Raw genomic sequence first — 20,498 nt, 5'->3', positions numbered from 1 at the left:
CAAATATAGCGTTTACGATATGAACTGACAATTATTTTTTCCAAGATTTAAGTCATAAAAAATCCCACGAAAGAGTAATCTTCGCAGGATATTTTATTAAATTGACAATGGAGTGGTAAGTTTTATAATTCTAACAGGCCGTTTGTTTTACGTACACCCGCAGCACTTTCTTCCATTTTAGCTTTTTCAGCCTCTGTTAATTCAATCTCAACAATGCTCTCAATTCCGTTTTTACCAAGTATAACCGGCACCCCTATACTGATATCAGACATTCCATACTCTCCTTCTAAAAGTGCAGAACATGGGAACATTTTCTTTTGATCACAAGCAATAGCTTGAACTAAGCCAGATACCGCTGCTCCTGGTGCATACCATGCAGATGTCCCTAGTAATTTAGTAAGTGTAGCCCCACCAACTTTAGTCTCTTCACTCACTTGAGTAAGACGTTCTTCGGAGAGAATTTTATGAACTGGAAGGCTGTTACGAGTAGCCAATCTTGTTAATGGAATCATTCCAGTGTCGCTGTGACCACCGATAACCATTCCGTCAACATCAGAGATAGGAGCCTCTAAAGCTTCTGCTAATCTGTATTTAAAACGAGCGCTATCTAAAGCACCACCCATTCCAATAATTTTATTTTTTGCAAGTCCAGTTGTTTTATGCACCAAATATGTCATGGTATCCATTGGATTACTCACCACTATAATAATCACATTTGGAGAATGCTTTATTAAATTATCAGATACATCCTTAACAATTCCTGCATTAATTCCAATAAGCTCCTCACGTGTCATCCCTGGTTTACGTGGAATACCACTAGTGATCACGGCAACATCCGTATCGGCTGTTTTGGAATAATCTCCAGTAACTCCCGTAATTTTGGTATCAAAACCATTTAAAGAGGCTGTTTGCATCAAGTCCATGGCTTTTCCTTCTGCATATCCTTCTTTGATATCCAATAAAACTACCTCAGATGCAAAGTCTTTAATAGCAATGTACTCGGCGCAGCTCGCACCTACCGATCCCGCACCAACAACTGTAACTTTCATATTTTTTAAAGATTTATATTTAAACGTTGTATGTTAAAAACACAAAGCTACTAATTTTAACACAATCAGTAGCTTTGAATTTTTATAAAATAAATTGAAGTTTTAACTTCTTAGGTTAAAAAAGTGAATTCTAAATCAATCTATTATAACATTATTTAAAAAGGTTTCTTTGACTTGCATTTTCACTTTTTCCTTATCTCCGACAATAATCAAAGTCATATCCTCAGGCCTGATATATTTCTTAGTCATTTCGCTAACCTGCTCTGGAGTAATTGACATAATGTTATCCACCTTATTCTCCAGCCAAGACTCTGGAAGTCCATGTAAATCCAAGAAACTCAATTGACCTATTATACCTGCAGGCGAGGAATTCTGCAATACAAATACCCCAGCTTCATAATTTTTAATTCCTTTGAGTTCTTCGCCACTAGGCACCGAATCTTGAAGTTTGATAATTTCTTTTTTAATCTCCTGAAGTGATGCGCCCGTATACTCAGAGGTAACATCTGCCGATTCATACCATACCCCAGATTTATAATTACTTTTCAAATTACTATACGGCGAATAAGTATAACCTTTGTCTTCGCGTATATTACTGGTGATTCGAGACCCGAACGACCCCCCGAGAAGCGAATTGGTGATATCTAAGGCTAAGAAATCATCATTGGAAGGATCAATGGTCGGCAACCCATAAATAATAGTTGATTGTGGTGCATTAGGTCGATCAATTATCTGTACGAGCTGTTGTGTTTGTGGTTCTGTGGTAGGATAATTTACATCTGGACCAACTTGCCAAGAATCAAAACCTGCACGAACTGCTTGCTCCACTTGGGCAGGATCAAATTTACCCACTACATAAACCACCGTTCTTTTAGCACCAAAATTATCATTGTAAAACTCAGTAACATCCTTCATGGTGTACGAAGAAATCATCGTATCTGTGGGATAAAAATTCCCATACGGGTGATCCTTATAGAGTTTATCAAAAAATGCTGCATTGGCTTGTGAACTAGGTCTAGAAAGACTTATTGCCAAGTTTCTTTTCATATCGTTTTTCAAGCGATCAAGTTCTGCTTCTGGCCATTTGGGATACCGCAATACCTCAGCCATCACTTCCAATGCTGAAGTGGTGAATTCTGACAGTACACTGGAACTTAAAGAGGTAACATGCGGACTGACAGAAACATTTAAATTTCCTCCCATGGAAGCCATGGTGTCAGAAAGTACTTTAGCATCCATAGAGCGGCTACCCTGTTCCATCAAATCAGCCATCAAATCAGATAGCCATACTTGATCCTTGGTCTCGTTAATATTACCCGTTTTAACCTGAATACTAATAGTAGCTTTAGGAATAGCCCCATAAGGCACCATGACAAGCTCCAATCCATTATCGAGCTGTACTACTTGTTTTTCAGGCAAAGTAAAAGCTCGAGGCTCCCCACCCTCAGGTGGAAGTTGTTTCTCTTGCGCAGAAAGACTCCACACAAAACAAAGCATCAATAGATATAAGTGTGCTGTTTTCATCTTTTGCTTGTTTTAGAATTATCTAATAAAGGATTTACCACTAGTACCGTTCTATTAGTTGGTCTGAGATAAGAATCAATAGTAGCGTGGATCAGTTCAGGAGTGACTTTTTTAAACTCCTGCTCCAAAGTATTGATTCTCCCGGGGTCATCATCAAATAAAGCAAAACTACAGAGCAAATCTGCTCTTCCTAGTCCGAAGGATCCTCCTAGTTCATCATATAAACTCGACCTCATCTTTACTAGTGCCCCAGCTACACTTTCCTTTGTAACCTTTGATTTTAAATTGTTAAGTACGGAATCCACTGCAGCCATCACTTGATCCTTTGAAGTGTCATTATCATAAGTCAGATTAAACATCCAAAGCATAGGCCCTTTATAATTAAACATATTTCCTAAGTAGTTTATGCCGCCACTCACATTGGATGTATAACCATTTTCATTGACAAGCTTTTGTCGAAGCAATGAATTATCGCCTTGAACCAAAATTTGATCTAAAAGACCCATCGCGTAATACTCAGGTGTATTTCTCTTTGGCATTTTATAGGCCACTGCAATGGCAGGTTTATTAGCTAAGGAATCGTCTTTGATGAAAAACTTTTCTTCTGTTTGCTTCGGCTCTGAAATATCAGGAGTCGCGGGAAGTTCTGCCGAAGGTATATCGCCAAAATATTTTTGAATCCATCCCTTCACCTCTTCAGCGGAGAAATCGCCTACAACCGCTAAAGCGGCATTGTTAGGGGCGTAATAGGTTTTAAAGAAATCTGCCACATCTTCCAGATTTGCAGAATCCAAATCCTTTAAATCTCCATAGAAATTATGAGCATTGTACCAATTCTCATTGGCATATTGTGGCATATCTAGCCATGGAAAACCACCATATGGCTGATTAAGCACGTTGACTTTTACTTCATTTTTCACCACCCCTTGTTGGTTGGTTAGATTTTCCTGAGTGATATCTAATCCTCTCATGCGGTCAGCTTCAGCCCAAAGCATGGTTTCTAATTTATGAGCTGGGACAATCTCAAAATAATTGGTAAAATCAAAACGAGTGGATCCATTTAAAATACCACCATTCTTTTGAACTAGATTGATAAATTCCATTTTCCGGAGATTTTCGGAACCTTGAAACATCATGTGTTCAAATAAATGAGCAAAACCAGTTCGATCTTTCGGCTCTATTCTAAAGCCGATATTGTAGTACACTGCTACAATAGCCGTTGGGGCAGTATCATCCTTAGAAAGGATAACCTTAAGCCCATTGTCAAGTTTAAAGTACTCCACAGGCACCGAGTATGCACTTGTAGAATCCTTCTCCTCTGCACTTGATTTCTGCTCATCACAAGAGAGAAAAAACAGACACAGAAGCAACAATAGTTGTAGTTTCATGAGAATTTGTTTTTAGCGTTTATCGTTGATAGTTCCAACTAAAATACAAAAACCTACCACTTAGCAACTAAAATACTACAACTAATTCGATGAGTAACATTCTCAAAATCATCCCAAAACGACAAATATTATAAGAAATCACAGGGGGTTATAAAATATAAGAGAGGGTAAGCACAATACCCTCTCTTAAGCAAACTAACATTAAAAAACAGTCTACTGTTTTTCTCTTTCAATCTTATCTAAGCTACATTCTATCTATATCCAGGATTCTGATACGCTTCTTTCTCAGATTCTGTCATTTCCATCCCCTCAAGCTGACCTTGTGGGATAGGACGCAGGTAATGATAATCTTCAATGGTACGCGTGAAAGTCTCAGCGGTGTGATTTCCAAGTTCTGGACCAGCGATTTCATAACTACTCGCTAGTTCTTGCCATTTCTGGGTTCTCACTAAATCAAACCAACGGTAGCCTTCTCCATAGTACTCACGAGAGCGTTCTGCCAGCAAATAATCGATGGTAATGGTTCCAGGAGTCTCACTAACCATTTGCGCACTGTGATCCTCGATTTTTACTTCATCACCGTTGTTATCCCAACGCCATTTACCAGCTCTGGCTCTAATGACATTTATTAAATCTCTTGCACTTTGACCTGAAGTAGAGGCTCCTTTAACAGCTGCTTCTGCTGCAATGAAATATAATTCCGAAAATTTTGCGATGTTAAATGGTCTTGTACTACCAGCATTTGGTGAGCCTAAACCATCACCATTATCTGTTCTATATGTACCCAATTTCCATAATCCAGGATAGGTAAATCTACTGATTCCTCTAGGAGAGATTACAAAATCCGCACGCCCTGGCAATACACCAGCCCCAATACCACTATTGTATTGGGAGTTTGAATAATCAATCGTACCTGCAGGTTCTTCATCTAAAAATGTCAAAACTGCATCTCCAGGATAAATAGGCAATGAGTTCGCACCATACATCACTTCGGCATCTGATCCACCCTTAGGCCAATTCGCTCTAAAGGTAGTCACAAAGGTTCCGTCATATCTTGAATCATCCACTTTGTCAGCAAAGGTTTCCTCTATCACATTGATGGTTGGACACATACGCGTCCATGGACGACCATATGCTTGAGCCGCTTCTCTTTGAACCGAGCTCGCTTCACTCGTCCAAGCTGGATCCAAAGAACTTTTTAAGTTGGTATAGTTCCAAGTCATCATCCATACTGCGAAGTTATCAGGAGCCCCACCGCTACCATAGGTTAAGCTTCCTCCGTTATAGAGTTCACTATCCTCTGTATGATCTGCGTAAAGCAAAATCTCATTGTTTCTATCATTAGATGCTAAATGCACATCATAATAAGTTTCCTGCAATGCAAATGGACCTGGATTCTGTATACCTTCCATAGCAACATCATATGCCTGTTGGAAATACCACTGTGCATCGTGCCCATCAGGATCAGTTCTAGCAACCTCTGGATAAGTTGGAATATTACCTGGGTTTTCTAACCACCACCCATAGGTGAGGTAAGCCTTGGCAAGAAAAAGTCTAGCTAGGGTTTTGGTAGCACCTCCAGTGACACGACCTTCCATTGGAAGATCGTTTACTGCTGTAATTAGATCAGGAAATATTGCCTTTGTATATACCTCTGGAACAGTGTTTCTAATAGAAGTTCTGGCAGTAGAGGTATTAAACTTTAATTCCCCAGCTCCAAGATCCAATGGTACTCCACCAAAAGTTTGTACTAATAAAAAGTAATCAAAGGCTCTAAAGAATCTCGCCTCTGCAATAAGGGCATCAGAAATAGTTCCAACAACCTCCGCATTCTCGATAATTCCACTCGCGGTATTGATGTTTGTAAATGCAGTTCCCCAAAGCACATCAGATCTACTGGTTGCAGCAGTTAATTGCCCTACTCCTGAAAGGTCCATATCTTTGAAGTTCCCATCAGCACTTTGTGCATAAGTCACCTCATCAGTTCCTGTAAGACAGGAGTTATAATAATAGGCTTGACCATAGATATAACGCAAATGCGCGTACATCGCAGTAAGTCCACCTAGAACTCCGTTTTCAGTTTGGAAATACCCAGGTTCATAAATACTCCTGGGCTGTTCTTCTAATATATCTTTAGAACAGGAAGCCATAAAAAACAACAGCAGCCCTATTCCTATAAATTTAGCTTTATAAATACGTTTCATGCTTCTATTTTTTTTTAAAATGTTAGATTTAATCCTACTAAGAAGTTTCTTGTCGCAGGGGTGTTGGTTCCAATAATCAATAACCTTCTTTGTCCACCTACTGCTACGTTTTCATCCCCATAAGAGTTGGTCTCAGGATCCATTCCTGATTCTTTGTGGTATGGAGAGAACATCACTAATGGATTTTGAACCGTTAAGTAAAGTCTGAACTTCTCAAGTCCAAGATCAGAAAAGAACTCTTGATCAAAATTGTACCCTAAAGACAAGGTTCTTATTTTAAGATATGAAGCATCAAAATACCCTAATGTACTTCCGTATTTTGGATTATCACTACTTTGAACACCCCCTGGTTTTGGATATTTAGCTCCTGTATTCTCTGGAGTCCAGTAATCTACACTTACGTTGTTTCCAGCACGTCCATTTAAGGTATTTAAGTACCCAGAAGAACTGTATAATGAACTAATAAGAACGCCTCCACTTTTAAAGGCTCCCACTGCTGTAAGATCAAAATTCTTATAAGAGAATCGTGTATTAAATCCACCTTGGAAATCTGGCTCTAAGCTCATGATTTGTCTATCATCAGGCCCGATAGCACGCTCTGGAGTTCCATCAGCATTGTATCCGCCTGTGTATTTTACTTTGATCATCCCTGGATTACCTCCTGGCTCTAAAATATCTAAATGCTGATCATTCTCTTGCCAAAGCCCAACTTTTTCATAGTCATAGATCACGTTAATTGGGTGATCCACAAACCACCAGTTTGATTCATCACGCTCCTGACCAGAGGCAAGCTTAACAAGTTTATTTCTGTTAGCGTACACATTAATTCCAGCCTCCCAGCTAAATCCATCTGGATTGTCAATTATTAAACCGTTTAAAGAAACCTCAACCCCTTTGTTTTGTGTTTGTCCTATGTTAGCGGTATAGCTATTAACACCAGAGGTCGAAGGAAGGTTTACACCTAGTAGAACATCTTTTGTGTCTTGAATATAATATTCTACTGTACCAGAGAGTCGATGATTGAAAAGTGAGAAGTCCACTCCAAAGTTATAAGTTTCAGAATATTCCCAACCTAAATTTTCATTAGGTAATTCCGACACATAGTATCCAGTTGAGAATTGGTCACCAAAGTTATAGGGTCTGGTATTAAGAAGTCCCAATGTTTTGTATGGATCAATCGCTTGATTGGCTGTTTGTCCATATCCTGCTCTTAGCTTTAGCTGATTAATAACTGAGCTATTCTCTAAGAAGGATTCATTTGCAATATTCCATCCAGCTGATATTGCTGGATATGAATGCCATTTTTGACCATCAGCCAATCGAGACGAACCATCTGAACGAAATGCAGCACTGAGCATATAGCGATCATCAAATGAATACATCACTCTTCCCATATAAGACATCAATCCCCATACAGAATACCATTGTTGACCTGGATCTACATTAATTTCTCCTTCCGCGCGACCTAAGTTATAAAACTGAAAATGATCTGCTGGAATATCTAGAGCAGACATATGTGAACGGTTGTAACGTTCCTCTTGAGAAGAATACAATGCCGTTACATTAACATGGTGTTTCTCTGCAAAAGTTTTATCGTAGGTCAATACATTCTCTACAGTCCAACTTGTGGTGTGGGAATTGGCTACAGATGCTGAAGATGGATTGTTTGGATTTCCGTTAAAAACACCTTCACCTGTATAACTACCATCATTACTTTGTCTGTAATTAAGCCCTACATTGATTCTGTATTTTAAACCATCAATAAATGGAATCTTTAACTCCCCAAACAAACTGTTATAAGAACTGAAGGATCTGTTTTGGTTTATATACTTATCCCCTAGGGAATAAAAACGATCATTGGTTGGCACCCATTGTGCACCAGAGGTTTGCTCTAAAATCGTCTCTTTTAAACTACCATCTGGATTGTAAGGATTTGCAATAGGTGAACGAGCAAGAGCCATTCCTACTGCGGGCACGCTACTACCATCGGTAATAGCATAGTTCGTATTTGTTGTAAGCCCAACTCTTAATAAAGATCCTATATTTTGATCAAAATTGGCTCTCATTGAAATACGCTCATACTCCTGTAAAGGAACAACACCTTCATTTTTGTAATAACCTAAACCAAAATTGTAACTTCCACTCTCAGTTCCTCCAGTAACACCAACATCATGACTGGTAATGGAACCTGTTTGGAAGATCATGTCTTGCCAGTCTGTATAAATATCATCAGACTCATCAAGGGTATTTTGATATTGTCCTGCAGCTGCTCTAAGTTTCACGAATTCCTCACCATTCATCATTGGGAATTCAGAGAAAAGTGTTGAGATACCAGAGTATCCATTATAAGTAAAGGAAGCTTTTTGCCCTGCAACACCTGATTTGGTGGTAATAAGGATAACCCCGTTAGCACCTCGAGAACCGTAAATAGCAGAAGAAGAAGCATCTTTTAAGATATCAATACTTTCGATATCATTTGGATTGATATCCCCAATAGAACCTGCAAATGGTATACCATTAAGTACTATTAAAGGATCATTGCTAGCATTCAAAGAACGTGTTCCACGAATTCGAATCTGCATTGAGGCCCCTGGCTTGGAGGAAGTCTGAGTCATTTCAACCCCTGCGATTCTACCTTGTAGGGCTTGAGAAATATTTGGAGATGGCACCTCCGTAATGGCTTCTGATTTAATAGAAGCTACAGAACCAGTAACAGCTTCACGCCTTTGTGTACCATACCCCACTACCACAACTTCATCAAGTTGCTGTGTGTCTTGCTCAAGGGTAACATTTATCTGATTCTGACCGTTAACATTCACATGTTGAACAGAAAAACCAATATAGCTAAACTCCAAAACACCATTTGAAGGCACATTTGAAAGTGAATACTTTCCATCAAAATCTGTAGTAGTCCCTATATTAGTTCCAGAGACAATTACAGTTACACCTGGCAAGGGTCCCATTTGATCAGAAACCACACCAGAAACATTTTGGTTTTGAGCATAAAGCACATTACCAAAGACAAAGAACATGAACAGAAGAAAACTAAACAGTAATCTCCTTTCATAATGAATTTTAAATAAAAATGGGTTAGTCATTTTGTAGAATGTTTAATGAATGAGTTGGTTTAATGCGTTATTAGTTGATTTATTCTAAATTTTATTTGATTGGATAAATATACATAAATATTCGATTAACGCAATCGGTTGCGCAAAATTTTTATAATTTTAGTACATAAAAAGATGTTTACATAAAACCCAAAACAGACAACCACTTAATATTCAGTTAAATAAAAATAAAAATCATTTAAGAAAACGATTGATTTTATTTTTTTATATATTCGTGCAGATAATTCAATAAAAGTACAACCAAAAATTAAAACGAATTCATGAGCAATTTAACATTATTAAACAAAAAACACCCGAGCCTATACTTTGCAGCTCTGGCATTTACTGTCTTCTGTGTTAGCTGTAACACCAACACTAAAAAAGATTCTAAGAACACTACAGAGATTGCCACAGTAGACAGTGAACAAAAAGAGAAATACCCAGCTCTTGTTACAGACAACTATACAGCAGATCCATCTGCTCATGTGTTTGAGAACAAAATATACATCTACCCTTCTCATGACTGGGATTCAGGAGTCCCTGAAGATGATTTGGGAAACCATTTCAACATGAAGGATTACCACGTGTATTCTATGGATAGCTTTGGCGCCCCGGTAAAAGACCACGGGAAAGTATTGGACTTAGAAGATGTGAAATGGGCTAAAAAACAAATGTGGGCTCCGGACGCTGCTGAGAAAGATGGCACCTACTATCTTTATTTCCCAGCCAAGGATTCTTCTGAGGTTTTTAGAATGGGAGTAGCTACAGGCCCAACACCACATGGTCCATTTACAGCATTAGATCAACCGATTGCGGACACCTATAGTATTGATCCAGCAATTTTTAAAGACGGAGACGATTACTATATGTACTTCGGAGGTATTTGGGGTGGACAGCTTCAACGTTGGGATAATGGAACCTATGTTGGAACCGACACTTACCCAGCTGATGACGAGCCTGCGTTGACGGCTAAAATTGCCAAACTAAGTGATGACATGGTGTCTTTGGCTGAAAAACCTAAAGATGTCCTTATTTTGGATGAGGAAGGAAATCCACTATTGACAGGGGATAACGATCGTCGATTCTTTGAGGCTGCTTGGGTTCACAAATACAATGGAAAATACTATTTGTCATACTCCACTGGTGATACGCATAATATTGCTTATGGTATTGGTGATTCTCCTTATGGACCTTTCACATACCAAGGGGTGATTCTAAAACCAGTATTGGGTTGGACAAACCACCATTCGATAGTTGAATTCGATGGTCAGTGGTATTTATTCTTCCATGACAGTTCTCTTTCAGGTGGAAAAACATACCTAAGAAGCATGAAAGTTGCTCCATTAGAGCATAATGCAGATGGTAGCATTAAAACCATCGATGCCATGGTAGAACAACCATAGTAATATCTAATAACCAACTATAAACCAACAGCTAGGCTAAGGCCTAGCAAAACCATATTCTTGATGAAACCTTTACTGATTAAGTGTCTGCTACTACTATGTAGCATCAATGTTTATTGTCAATTACAATTACCAAAACTCATTAGTGATGGTATGGTATTGCAACGAGACATTCCCCTGAAGATCTGGGGTTGGTCAACTGAACAAGACACCGTAGAGATACAGTTCAACAGTAGTACACATCAAGCAATAGCAGATAATACAGGATATTGGGCTACTACCCTGCCTCCTATCGAGGCAGGCGGCCCATACCAAATGGTTATTCGCAGTACAGATAGCACCATCACACTAGATGACATACTAATTGGGGATGTTTGGCTCTGTTCAGGACAATCTAATATGGAAATATCCCTTGATAGAACAAGTCCTTTATATCCCAATGAGATCAAAAGCGCTAATTTCGAAAACATCAGGTATTTTGAAGTCCCTAAAACATTTAACTTCAAGGAGCCTTTAAAGCGTATTGATGGTGGTAAATGGACTAAGACAACACCAGAAACGGTCTTGAAATTTTCAGCCGTATCCTACTTCTTTGCACACGAAATCCACAACACCTATGACATTCCTATTGGACTGATTAACTCAGCCTTAGGAGGTTCACCCATCGATGCATGGCTGAGTGAAAAGGCTCTTAGAAAGTTCCCTGAGGCCTACCAACAACATAAAATATTCCAACAAGACCACTATATCGATTCGATTAAACAAGCAGACCACAAACGAATTCAAAACTGGTATAAAACAGTAAACGGTCAAGACAAAGGACAGAAAGATCATTGGGAAAGTAAAGACCTCAACACTGAGAACTGGGATAAAATTCAAATGCCTGGCTTTTGGGCTACTTCCTACCCAGAACTTCAGCATGGCATTGTATGGTTAAGAAAAGAATTTGAAGTTTCTAAAACTTCCTTAGACAAGGAAGCAAAACTACTATTAGGAACCATTGTTGACGCAGATTCGGTATTTATCAATGGTAGCTATGTGGGCCATACCACCTATCAATATCCTCCTAGAAGGTATACGATTCCTAAAGATCTTCTACAAGAAGGAGCCAATACCATCGCTGTTAAAGTGATCAACGAAAGAGGCCGTGGAGGATTTACACCTCAAAAAGATTATAAGATCGTAATTGACAACAAGGAAATAGATCTTAAAGGCTCATGGAGCATACGACAAGGCGCCAAAGCAGACCCTTTAGCTGGACAAACTTTCGTACGCTGGGAACCAGGAGGGCTTTACAACGCTATGATAGCCCCCTTAATGAATTACAGTATTAAAGGAGCCTTATGGTATCAAGGAGAATCAGACACAGGTAAGCCTGAAAAATACCAAGAATTATTCACCACCTTAATTAAGACCTGGAGAGAGGATTGGAATCAAGGGAAATTTCCTTTCCTATACGTTCAGTTACCAAACTTTATGCAAGCCAAAGAAAAGCCTTCGCAGAGCAATTGGGCAGCTTTAAGAGACGCGCAGCTTCAAACCCTGGAGGTAAACAACACCGCGATGGCCGTAACAATCGATATAGGTGAATGGAACGACATTCACCCCTTGAACAAAAAAGATGTCGGACATCGTCTTGCTCTTGCCGCTAAAGGACTGGCCTATGGTGACAAAGACATCGTCTACAGTGGCCCGCAATTTATATCTCAAGAAATTGATCAACAAAAGATCGTATTGAGTTTTGACCACATAGGTTCTGGCCTTACTTCCAACGGAGCTTTAAAAGAATTTGCCATAGCTGGGGCGGATAAGAATTTTGTATGGGCCAAAGCTGAAATAAAAGGAGATAAGATTGAGGTTTGGAGCCCTGAGATTACCAATCCAAAATATGTTCGATATGCTTGGGCTGACAATCCAGAACATGCAAATCTCTACAATAAAGAAGGGCTTCCAGCGAGTCCATTTAAAACAGATTAAAAACAGTCGTTTTAGTGAGAAAAAAGGCTATTTTACACAATCGGTTGCACTACCAGTTTTGTTAAGCTAAGTTGAGCAAATTAAGTTCAAGTCGTTCAGACGAAAATTAACAGATAGGATTGTAGGAATATTGCTAAATTTGCATATTCAACGCAACAGTCTATGAAAAATCTCCTATTACCCGTTGTTTTCATGCTCCTTGGAACATCATTTGGGGTACAAGCGCAGTACAGCAATATACCCACAAAGGATGCCACACGTTGGCAAATGCTCAAATATGATACAGGAAGTATTTTTGGAGGAATTATATACTCTTACAGCCGCCCATTTCACTGGGAGAAAAAACAATGGATGCAGTTTGGGGGTGTAGCAGCAGGAACGTCTATTTTATACCTATTTGACCAACAGACCTCAGAATTTTTCGTAGACCAAGCAGATGACATTCCTCAAGTGGTACGTGACTATGGATGGTACTACGGAAGCCCACAGAACAACTATATGCTAACAGCTGGAGTATACGCCACGGGATTAGCTCTTAAAAACGAAAAGCTAAGAAGAACTGGCGTGCTTTTAATTGCCTCTGCCTCTGCAGCTGGATTACTACAACAAGCCAGTAAATATGCCTTTGGTAGGGCCCGCCCTCGAAGCGGAGATAATTACAATAGCTTTTATCCGTTTTCATCCGATAAAGACTACCACTCATTCCCTTCAGGACATACAATATTGGCCTTTTCAAATGCCTACGCTATTGCCAAGCAATTCAAAAGTCCATGGATTAAAGGTGGGCTATATGCCGTAGGCCTTGTCCCCGGGGTTTCAAGGTTGTGGGAAGGAGCGCACTGGCTCACTGATGTGGTTGTTGGAGTAGCCATCAGTATTGCTACAGTCGAGGCTATCGATAAGTACCTCGACAGTCGATATGATCAAAAATACAATCAAAATAAAAAGAAGTACACCTGGAATCTCCAATTTTCTCCAGGTCAGTTAGGGGTGAGTGTGAATTTTTAAAAAAAGACAAGACCCGTGAACTTTTTACCGCTCTAAGGCCATTGCCAATTTTAAATTATTGAGTTAACACCTCTATAGTGACTCTTCTATTTTTCCCTCTATTTAAAGCTGTCGTATTTGGGAAATCAGGATCAGACTCACCCTTGGACTCCAGTTCCATTTGGTCGCTGGCCACCCCAATAGTTTTAAGATATTCGGCCACCGCTTCTGCCCTTTTCATGCCAACTTGCTGGTTAAGGGACTCACTTCCAAGATCACAAGTATGCCCTGTTACTTTAATATTTACACCTGCATTATCATTCACTAATTTCGCGATGGAATCCAATCGCGCTTGCAGCGATGAAGGAACATCTGCTTTATCAATTTCACCAAAGACTAAAGGTTGCTCAATATAGGCCACTTGCTCATCGGAAAGCACATGTTCCTGAGGTTCTACTTCTTCCGCTACTACAACCTCTTGTTCTACTATCTGGGTTGGTTGATTCGTTTGAACCACTTCTTCTGGTTCCATAATTTCCTTTGTCGGGGCCTGTTTAGTTTTTGCAAGCATAAATCCTAGCTTTAACTTCACCCCAGCAGAGAGATAATTGCTTTTTTCCACGATAATCTCATGGGACAATACGCCATTTGAGATAACACTTTGGATGGATTCAGGATTGTAACTTACTATGTTGGAAGCCGTATTATCTTTTTGCATGTCACTGAGGCCATAATCGGCGTAAATCCCTGTATATAATTTCAGATTCTCTTTTAACTTAAAGGTTAAACCACCTTCTAAACCTAGCAATATGGAGGTTTTTAGAGAAACCTCAGCATCCCCTTCCCAATCATTAAGGGTTCCAAATCCATGAGATGGAAGATCATCGATCACTAGATTTAAATCGGGATAATATCCCCTAAGATCCATGATTTTCGATTGAGCATCTGCCTTAAGTTTTTGACTCAGCAATACTTTTGCTCCAAGCCCTATGTAAAAACCCGTTTTATCAGAAATAGCGCCTCGATACTGTAACATAACTGGAATTCCGAAGGAGTAAAATCTCTGATCTTCTTCATATCCACTTGTTCTCACGCGATATTCAAAAGCTGAACCCCTATCATCGATTTCATTGGACAGAAACTGCACATTGTCATCAAGCTCAAAGGTATTGCTATTATAACGGGCCTCCACACCTGTTAAAACACCCCAATGACCACTAAAGTAGTGTGTATATTCCAGTCCAATTCCGCCGCCTAATCCTTGTTTACCTTCCCCAACATCGCTTTTATAGGATAAACCAGAGACTCCGCCATGTACAGAAACTGAGAGCTCCTGAGCTTGTCCAATAATCATTGTAATTATAAAAAATACTGCAAATAGTGCTGTTTTCATCTGATATTGTTTTTTTATACTTTCCATGGCTATTGTACTAAAAGATTAACTGTTTTTCTCTTTCCATCTGAGAGGTTCATAACTACAATATAGATTCCTGTTTGTGAGGGAGCAATCATGGTGGTTTGCTCACCTGTTACCGCTGTGGTCTGCAAAACACGTCCATTAAGATCTATTAAACTAATAGTGGCTCCATTAAGTGCTTCCTGATTAAAACTAGCCTTTATGCTAAACTCTGAGCTGCCAAGGGCAGGGTTGGGAACTACCTTTAAAGTGTTGGTAACACTTTGCTGAGAAACTTCCAATAAGCAGGAGGTGATTTGCGCACCATTTTCCATAGTGGCTACTACATAATATTCTCCATTTAAAGTCTGCTCTTCTGAATAATACTGTTTGGTTGCCCCTGGGATAGCATTACCGTTTTTATACCACTGATAACTGACAAAATTCTCACTACTATTATCAAAAACTAGTACATCATCCCAATGCTGACGAATCAACCCTTGTTGGTTAATTTGAACTTCTTTATGAACTTCCGGTGCAGCATGATGGTTTTGATCCCCAAGCTGCTGAGCAGAAATTGTAGTAACTCCTGATTGAAGTTTGGTTAAAACATTACCTTCTACCTCAGCGATAGAAGAGTCCTCCACCATATAAGTAATAGGAAGTCCACTATTAGATTCTGCTAATAATGTTACTTGGGAATCAGAGTTGCAACCAAAAGTTAATTCTTGGTTCCAAACAATTGCTTGTTCTGCCTTTAATATCTCAAATTCTGAAGGCTCTATTTGAAGTTCATAGTTGTTTCCTGCATTTAAGGTTCCTATGATTATAGCATAAAGACCAGCATCTTCACCAGGTTCTCTAGATAAATCCCCTTGCATCATACCTTGATCGTCTCCATTTGAAAACCCTTGTACAGTATAGCTTAATTGTGGCTCATCCTGCCCATAAACTTTATTTTGATTTGGATCTACAATGATACTAAGCAATCTTGGTTGAATATCGAAATTCCCATCCACATAATTGATGGTGTACTTATCAGAAGTATAACCCGAAACAGAAATTGGATAATCACCTACTGACTCTCCTTCTGCTCGCCTGACAACAAGGCTTCCATCAAGAGAAGTCTCATCATCACCATTTATGAATCCACTATAACTTACCGATAATTCGGGATCAGATTCACCATATATTTTAGAAAAATTATCAGCTTCTATTGTTAGAAGCACAGCATTAACAATAAGCGTTTGTGCGATAGGCTCAGCTGCACTTGTTTGGTCATCTCCCTCTTGGGTTGCGGTAATGGTCGTAGTTCCAGTTTTGAGTATTGTGGCCTGATTCCCATTGATCTCTATCAAACTGGGATCTGCGGCTGTGTAAATCACGGCTAGGCCTTGGTCGGTTTGAGCGTCACCTAGGATAAATGGGGCATCACCATAGGTCTTTTCAGAAATGCTAGGAAAAGTAATGTTTTGTACCATTTTCACTGGCCCTACTAAAGGACTTTCAACTGTAGTACCAACATCACGTCCATCGCTAGGAGTAACTGCAATACTAATGTATTTACCTCGATCACTCTGCTTAAGGGTATACTGCGAAGCTGTCCCATTAGGGATTTCTGACTTCCCTGCACCAGAACTATCCTCAGAGAGATACCACAAATAGGTAGAACCACTTTCAGGGTCCCCATCAGAGTCAGCATATACATAGTTGGCCGATAATTGTTCTGTGATAATTAAAGAACCGTTAACTTCTATATCAGAAACCGTAGGAGCTTCATTGGTGATTTTTATTGAAGTAGTATTGACAGGATCTCCTATATTACCTGCACGATCTGTGAGAATTAAAGAGAGCGTAATATCTCCCTGAGCTAAGTTAGTTAAATCAATATCTGTAACACTTTGGGTCTGAGAAGTTACTACACCTGAACCCGTAACATCCTGTCCACCTTGCGTACTTGAGAGGGTATAATCATAGTGAGCTTCTAATTCAGATGAGGACATGGTAAAACTAACAGCTGATTGATTTACTCTATCTATCGGATTTTGATCAATACTTACAGTATGTCCAGAAGGTGCGGTTTGATCTAAAATTGCATTGGAATCGCTTGTAGTTATTCCAGGGGTGCCGTATATAGAGGTTAAGAAAATTTCAGTTGTTAAGGTCCCATCTTGTAAGCCACTTACATCTACCATAAAATCTTCTTCTATACTTGTAACTATTTGACTGCCTGAAATAATTTGGCTGTTGCCATCCCCATTACTGGACACCTGGTAATTCAGTGTGGCACCAACAGTAGCATCTGACACTTTAAAAGCAGCTGCATTGGCCTCTGATTCATTGATGAATTCTTCTGCCCAAGCCACTGAATATCCAGTGGGGATATTCGTATCCAAAACTTCAAAGTAAACAACAGCTGTATCACACAAGCTTGGGATTCCGTCATCACAGATTTTATAACTTATGCTATCTAAGCCAACATAATCTGTATTTGGGGTGTAGTTAAACTCACCATCGACATTAAATATAATAGTTCCATTAGAAGGAGAATCAACCAAGGAAGCATCTATATTGTCACCATCTCCATCGCTATCGTTATCCAAAACATTTGCAATATGATTAGTATTAACACCCAAACTATGATGATCATCAGAAGCCACTGGGGCATGATTGGTTTGTTTTGAAATGGTGCTCACCACTGGTATACCAATATTACCGTTTGCGTCTTCAAGCATGAAAGAAATAGAAACAACACCATCATTTAAATTACTTAAATTTAATCCTGTTACCTGATCCGTTGAGGTAAGAACTTGACCCGTTCCATTAACTGTCCCTCCACCTTGAAGACTTGTAATTATATATGTATAGGTTGTTGCAACTTCAGCATTACTATAGGTAAAACTTATCTCAGTTTGATTCCCCACATGGATGAGATCTTGATCAATCGTAATTGCATACCCAGAAGGAGCAACCGCATCAACCATTACATTTTCAGTATTATCAATATTTTGTAGTACTAGACTTGAATTTACTCCTTCATTTGTAATAGTACCGCCATTAAGTAATAGTGTCTCCACAAGCACTCCATCGTCATCCTCATCCCCCTCTACAACAGTGTAACGAAAAACAAGGCTTGTCGAGCCACTTCCCGACATATAAGGGACATTTTTAGCTTGGCCCCCTACTTGCAAAACAAGTTCAGGTGTACCTGAAGATGTGTTTACATTTACAGGCTTATTGTAATTAACAATAAAATCAAGCTCCTCTCCCAAACCGTATGAACCACTGGGAGGAACCGAAACACTACTAATTTCAGCAGGTTGCTGGGCAAGAATTATAGTTGCTGTATCTTCTGAAATCAAAGGATCACCTCCAGTATTTCCGTTATCATTAACAGAGACAGTGAGCGTTTGATCATCGATATTATCAGGTTCGTTCTTAAAGATGATATTAGAACTTGCCAGAAATGTATTTAAATCTGAAAGCGAGCCTTGAAGAGAGAGTTGATTTGTTCCACTCCCACTCACACTCACCCCGCCACTCGGCAAAGCTAATAATGTCCCAGCAACAATACCAATAGAGACAGATAATTCTCCATCCTCAGCGTCAACATCTTCTATGCTAATTCCTGTCAAAGGTGTATCGGTATTTGCAATTGCACTAATGGAGCTAGGAACGGATATATCGGGAGCATCATTAACCGCAGTAATATTAACTATAATGGTTCCCACAAAAATATCATTTCCACCACCAGTGCCTGTATTTCCGTTATCGTTAATATAAACATCTACACTAGCCGCATTGTTGCCATATAGATTACTGTCAGGTCTAAAGTAAATATTCGAAAGCACACTTATATAATGGTTTACGTCCCCTATATTCCCTGTAATTTCTAAATGATTGCTAAGATTTCCAGATAGAGTAACTCCTGTACCGGCAGCAATATCAAAAATACCGCCCGTAGCATCGAATTTCAAAGTCAATGCACCACCGCCTGCGTCAACATCATCTATAAGCGTAGAAGATATACCCAATGGCTCCTCATTAGAATCTTCATCCACGGTAATAGATAGGGGTAAGCCTGTGACGGTAGGATCACTGTTAATCCCTGCAACATCCCCAGTTAATTGAACCATAGGATCACAAGCAAATTCACCTACTGTTATCCAATTGCCAATTGATATATTGGGCGGATTAGGAAAAGTTGCATTTGAACTATAATATTGTAACTCATTGGCAGGGCCATCTCCACCATCGAAGTTGTTAAATAAAATTTCCCACTGATCTAATGTAGTATTCCACTTAATAATGATCATATCCCCAAAATCTCCTACATTAGGATCGCTCATATAAGTAGTACGCGAAATTCCATCATCAGTGATCGTACCGCTCGCTGTAAGTGAATAAGAAGAGCTGAAATTGGCATTTTGACATACTATCATGGTAATATCCTGCCCAAATCCTTGGCTATGAAAACCAGAGAACAAGGTTATAATAAAAAATAGAAGTAATTTATTTTTCATGAGGAAAAAGTTAAGGTTGGTATGATTGATCATGGCTTGGAAATTCTCCATAAAGTGCAATAATAAAATTGAGTCCTAGATAAGGCTGCATGTTATTTACAGGCAGATCCCCACCAACTAAACCAGTCATGTGGTGATTCATAGAAGTATTAGAATTGTCAGTATACTCTTTATCTGACGCTCCTGAATTTGCTGGAAAGTTATCAGTTGGATTCCCTGAAGTTCCTTGTTGATTATTCGCAAAAACAGGATGATTATGTTTTGGTAAATTACCTATAGTAAGAGTATTATCGTTACTTCCAGAGGATTCGCCCAATCGAACTTCACGCGCTCTAGGTCCTGTGCTTGCTCCAGTATGAATTGGAACCCTTCCTCTTAAATCTGGTAGTGCAAAAGTCGTTTTTCCATCGCCACCGTAGGTATATCCTAAAATAGTAAATACAGCTTGGTACTGAGAAATTGGAAGGATTTGTCCATTGCAAAAAGCCCATCCCCTAGGAGCGTAGTTTCCCGCAAATAATTTAATTTCACATAAAAATGGTTCCATAGATTCTTTTTTTTTGGTTAATTATGATAGTTGTTTTATGTTGATTCGATACTCAAAAAAAACGCAGTCTCTCCAAATTCTTATCGCATTAGGGAAGACAGAATATTTAAATACAAATTAGCCAAAGGAAAAAACCATTAGGCTATAACTCTATAATGTGGAGGACCACATCATAGAAAATATAAAAAGGGGGGATAAGGAAGGGGAATCAAGGATCGTTTCAAAAAGTCTACATTCTTAATTGGTTGAATGATGATCATTTTGAATGCTTCTATAGAAAAGCACTGTAATACACACGAATTCTCATGGTTTCGATTTGATTGATTTCTGGTTAAATTTTCTTTTAAAACAATATTAAATTTAAAGAATTAAAACTACAAAATAATCTGACAA

The 20,498-nt window shown here is 39.1% G+C and carries 11 protein-coding genes; 3 read left to right on the top strand and 8 right to left on the bottom strand.

Annotated features, from left to right (window positions below; all coding sequences use genetic code 11):
- Positions 1–122: 122 nt before the first annotated feature.
- The 5 genes from I215_RS05405 to I215_RS05385 all read right to left on the bottom strand — a co-directional run bounded on the left by I215_RS05405 (position 123) and on the right by I215_RS05385 (position 9,263).
- Positions 123–1,049, bottom strand: a complete 927-nt coding sequence (locus I215_RS05405; protein WP_008990955.1) for a malate dehydrogenase — start codon at positions 1,047–1,049, stop codon at positions 123–125.
- 135 nt (positions 1,050–1,184) lie between these two features.
- Positions 1,185–2,573, bottom strand: a complete 1,389-nt coding sequence (locus I215_RS05400) for a M16 family metallopeptidase (RefSeq protein ID WP_008990954.1) — start codon at positions 2,571–2,573, stop codon at positions 1,185–1,187.
- Positions 2,570–3,961, bottom strand: coding sequence for a M16 family metallopeptidase (locus tag I215_RS05395; protein ID WP_008990953.1), 1,392 nt, complete (start codon positions 3,959–3,961; stop codon positions 2,570–2,572). Before I215_RS05395 ends, I215_RS05400 begins: the two co-directional genes overlap by 4 nt.
- A gap of 251 nt (positions 3,962–4,212) precedes the next feature.
- Entirely contained in the window at positions 4,213–6,165 is a 1,953-nt protein-coding gene (locus I215_RS05390) for a RagB/SusD family nutrient uptake outer membrane protein (protein WP_008990952.1), read from the bottom strand.
- A gap of 14 nt (positions 6,166–6,179) precedes the next feature.
- Complete coding sequence (locus tag I215_RS05385; protein WP_008990951.1) at positions 6,180–9,263, bottom strand: SusC/RagA family TonB-linked outer membrane protein; 3,084 nt, start codon at positions 9,261–9,263, stop codon at positions 6,180–6,182.
- A 290-nt stretch (positions 9,264–9,553) separates the two neighbouring features.
- Here I215_RS05385 and I215_RS05380 point away from each other — a divergent pair, with 290 nt between their 5' ends.
- The 3 genes from I215_RS05380 (at position 9,554) to I215_RS05370 (ending at position 13,660) form a co-directional block, all read left to right on the top strand.
- Positions 9,554–10,675, top strand: coding sequence for a glycoside hydrolase family 43 protein (locus I215_RS05380; protein ID WP_008990950.1), 1,122 nt, complete (start codon positions 9,554–9,556; stop codon positions 10,673–10,675).
- A gap of 63 nt (positions 10,676–10,738) precedes the next feature.
- Entirely contained in the window at positions 10,739–12,652 is a 1,914-nt protein-coding gene (locus tag I215_RS05375; protein ID WP_051009167.1) for a sialate O-acetylesterase, read from the top strand.
- A gap of 162 nt (positions 12,653–12,814) precedes the next feature.
- Positions 12,815–13,660, top strand: a complete 846-nt coding sequence (locus I215_RS05370) for a phosphatase PAP2 family protein (RefSeq protein WP_008990948.1) — start codon at positions 12,815–12,817, stop codon at positions 13,658–13,660.
- Positions 13,661–13,715: 55 nt separating this feature from the next.
- Here I215_RS05370 and I215_RS15670 read toward each other — a convergent pair whose 3' ends face one another.
- The 3 genes from I215_RS15670 to I215_RS05355 are packed head-to-tail and all read right to left on the bottom strand — an operon-like array spanning position 13,716 to position 20,105.
- Positions 13,716–15,032 (bottom strand): OmpA family protein, encoded by a 1,317-nt coding sequence (locus I215_RS15670; RefSeq protein WP_162131557.1) that lies wholly within the window; start codon positions 15,030–15,032, stop codon positions 13,716–13,718.
- A 29-nt stretch (positions 15,033–15,061) separates the two neighbouring features.
- The gene (locus I215_RS05360) at positions 15,062–19,558 is read right to left on the bottom strand and encodes an MBG domain-containing protein (protein ID WP_162131556.1); all 4,497 of its coding nucleotides are present in this window, start codon (positions 19,556–19,558) and stop codon (positions 15,062–15,064) included.
- A 10-nt stretch (positions 19,559–19,568) separates the two neighbouring features.
- Complete coding sequence (locus tag I215_RS05355) at positions 19,569–20,105, bottom strand: phage tail protein (protein ID WP_008990945.1); 537 nt, start codon at positions 20,103–20,105, stop codon at positions 19,569–19,571.
- Positions 20,106–20,498 lie beyond the last annotated feature (393 nt).

Origin of the sequence: Galbibacter marinus (assembly GCF_000300875.1) — a bacterium.
GTDB classification, from domain to species: domain Bacteria; phylum Bacteroidota; class Bacteroidia; order Flavobacteriales; family Flavobacteriaceae; genus Galbibacter; species Galbibacter marinus.
This window is presented reverse-complemented; position numbering and strand designations above follow the sequence as displayed.

Bases quoted from the DNA above. Each gene is read 5' to 3' on its own strand.
- I215_RS05405 (WP_008990955.1), bottom strand. From the start codon at position 1,049: ATGAAAGTTACAGTTGTTGGTGCGGGATCGGTAGGTGCGAGCTGCGCC.
- I215_RS05400 (WP_008990954.1), bottom strand. From the start codon at position 2,573: ATGAAAACAGCACACTTATATCTATTGATGCTTTGTTTTGTGTGGAGT.
- I215_RS05395 (WP_008990953.1), bottom strand. From the start codon at position 3,961: ATGAAACTACAACTATTGTTGCTTCTGTGTCTGTTTTTTCTCTCTTGT.
- I215_RS05390 (WP_008990952.1), bottom strand. From the start codon at position 6,165: ATGAAACGTATTTATAAAGCTAAATTTATAGGAATAGGGCTGCTGTTG.
- I215_RS05385 (WP_008990951.1), bottom strand. From the start codon at position 9,263: ATGACTAACCCATTTTTATTTAAAATTCATTATGAAAGGAGATTACTG.
- I215_RS05380 (WP_008990950.1), top strand. From the start codon at position 9,554: ATGAGCAATTTAACATTATTAAACAAAAAACACCCGAGCCTATACTTT.
- I215_RS05375 (WP_051009167.1), top strand. From the start codon at position 10,739: ATGAAACCTTTACTGATTAAGTGTCTGCTACTACTATGTAGCATCAAT.
- I215_RS05370 (WP_008990948.1), top strand. From the start codon at position 12,815: ATGAAAAATCTCCTATTACCCGTTGTTTTCATGCTCCTTGGAACATCA.
- I215_RS15670 (WP_162131557.1), bottom strand. From the start codon at position 15,032: ATGAAAACAGCACTATTTGCAGTATTTTTTATAATTACAATGATTATT.
- I215_RS05360 (WP_162131556.1), bottom strand. From the start codon at position 19,558: ATGAAAAATAAATTACTTCTATTTTTTATTATAACCTTGTTCTCTGGT.
- I215_RS05355 (WP_008990945.1), bottom strand. From the start codon at position 20,105: ATGGAACCATTTTTATGTGAAATTAAATTATTTGCGGGAAACTACGCT.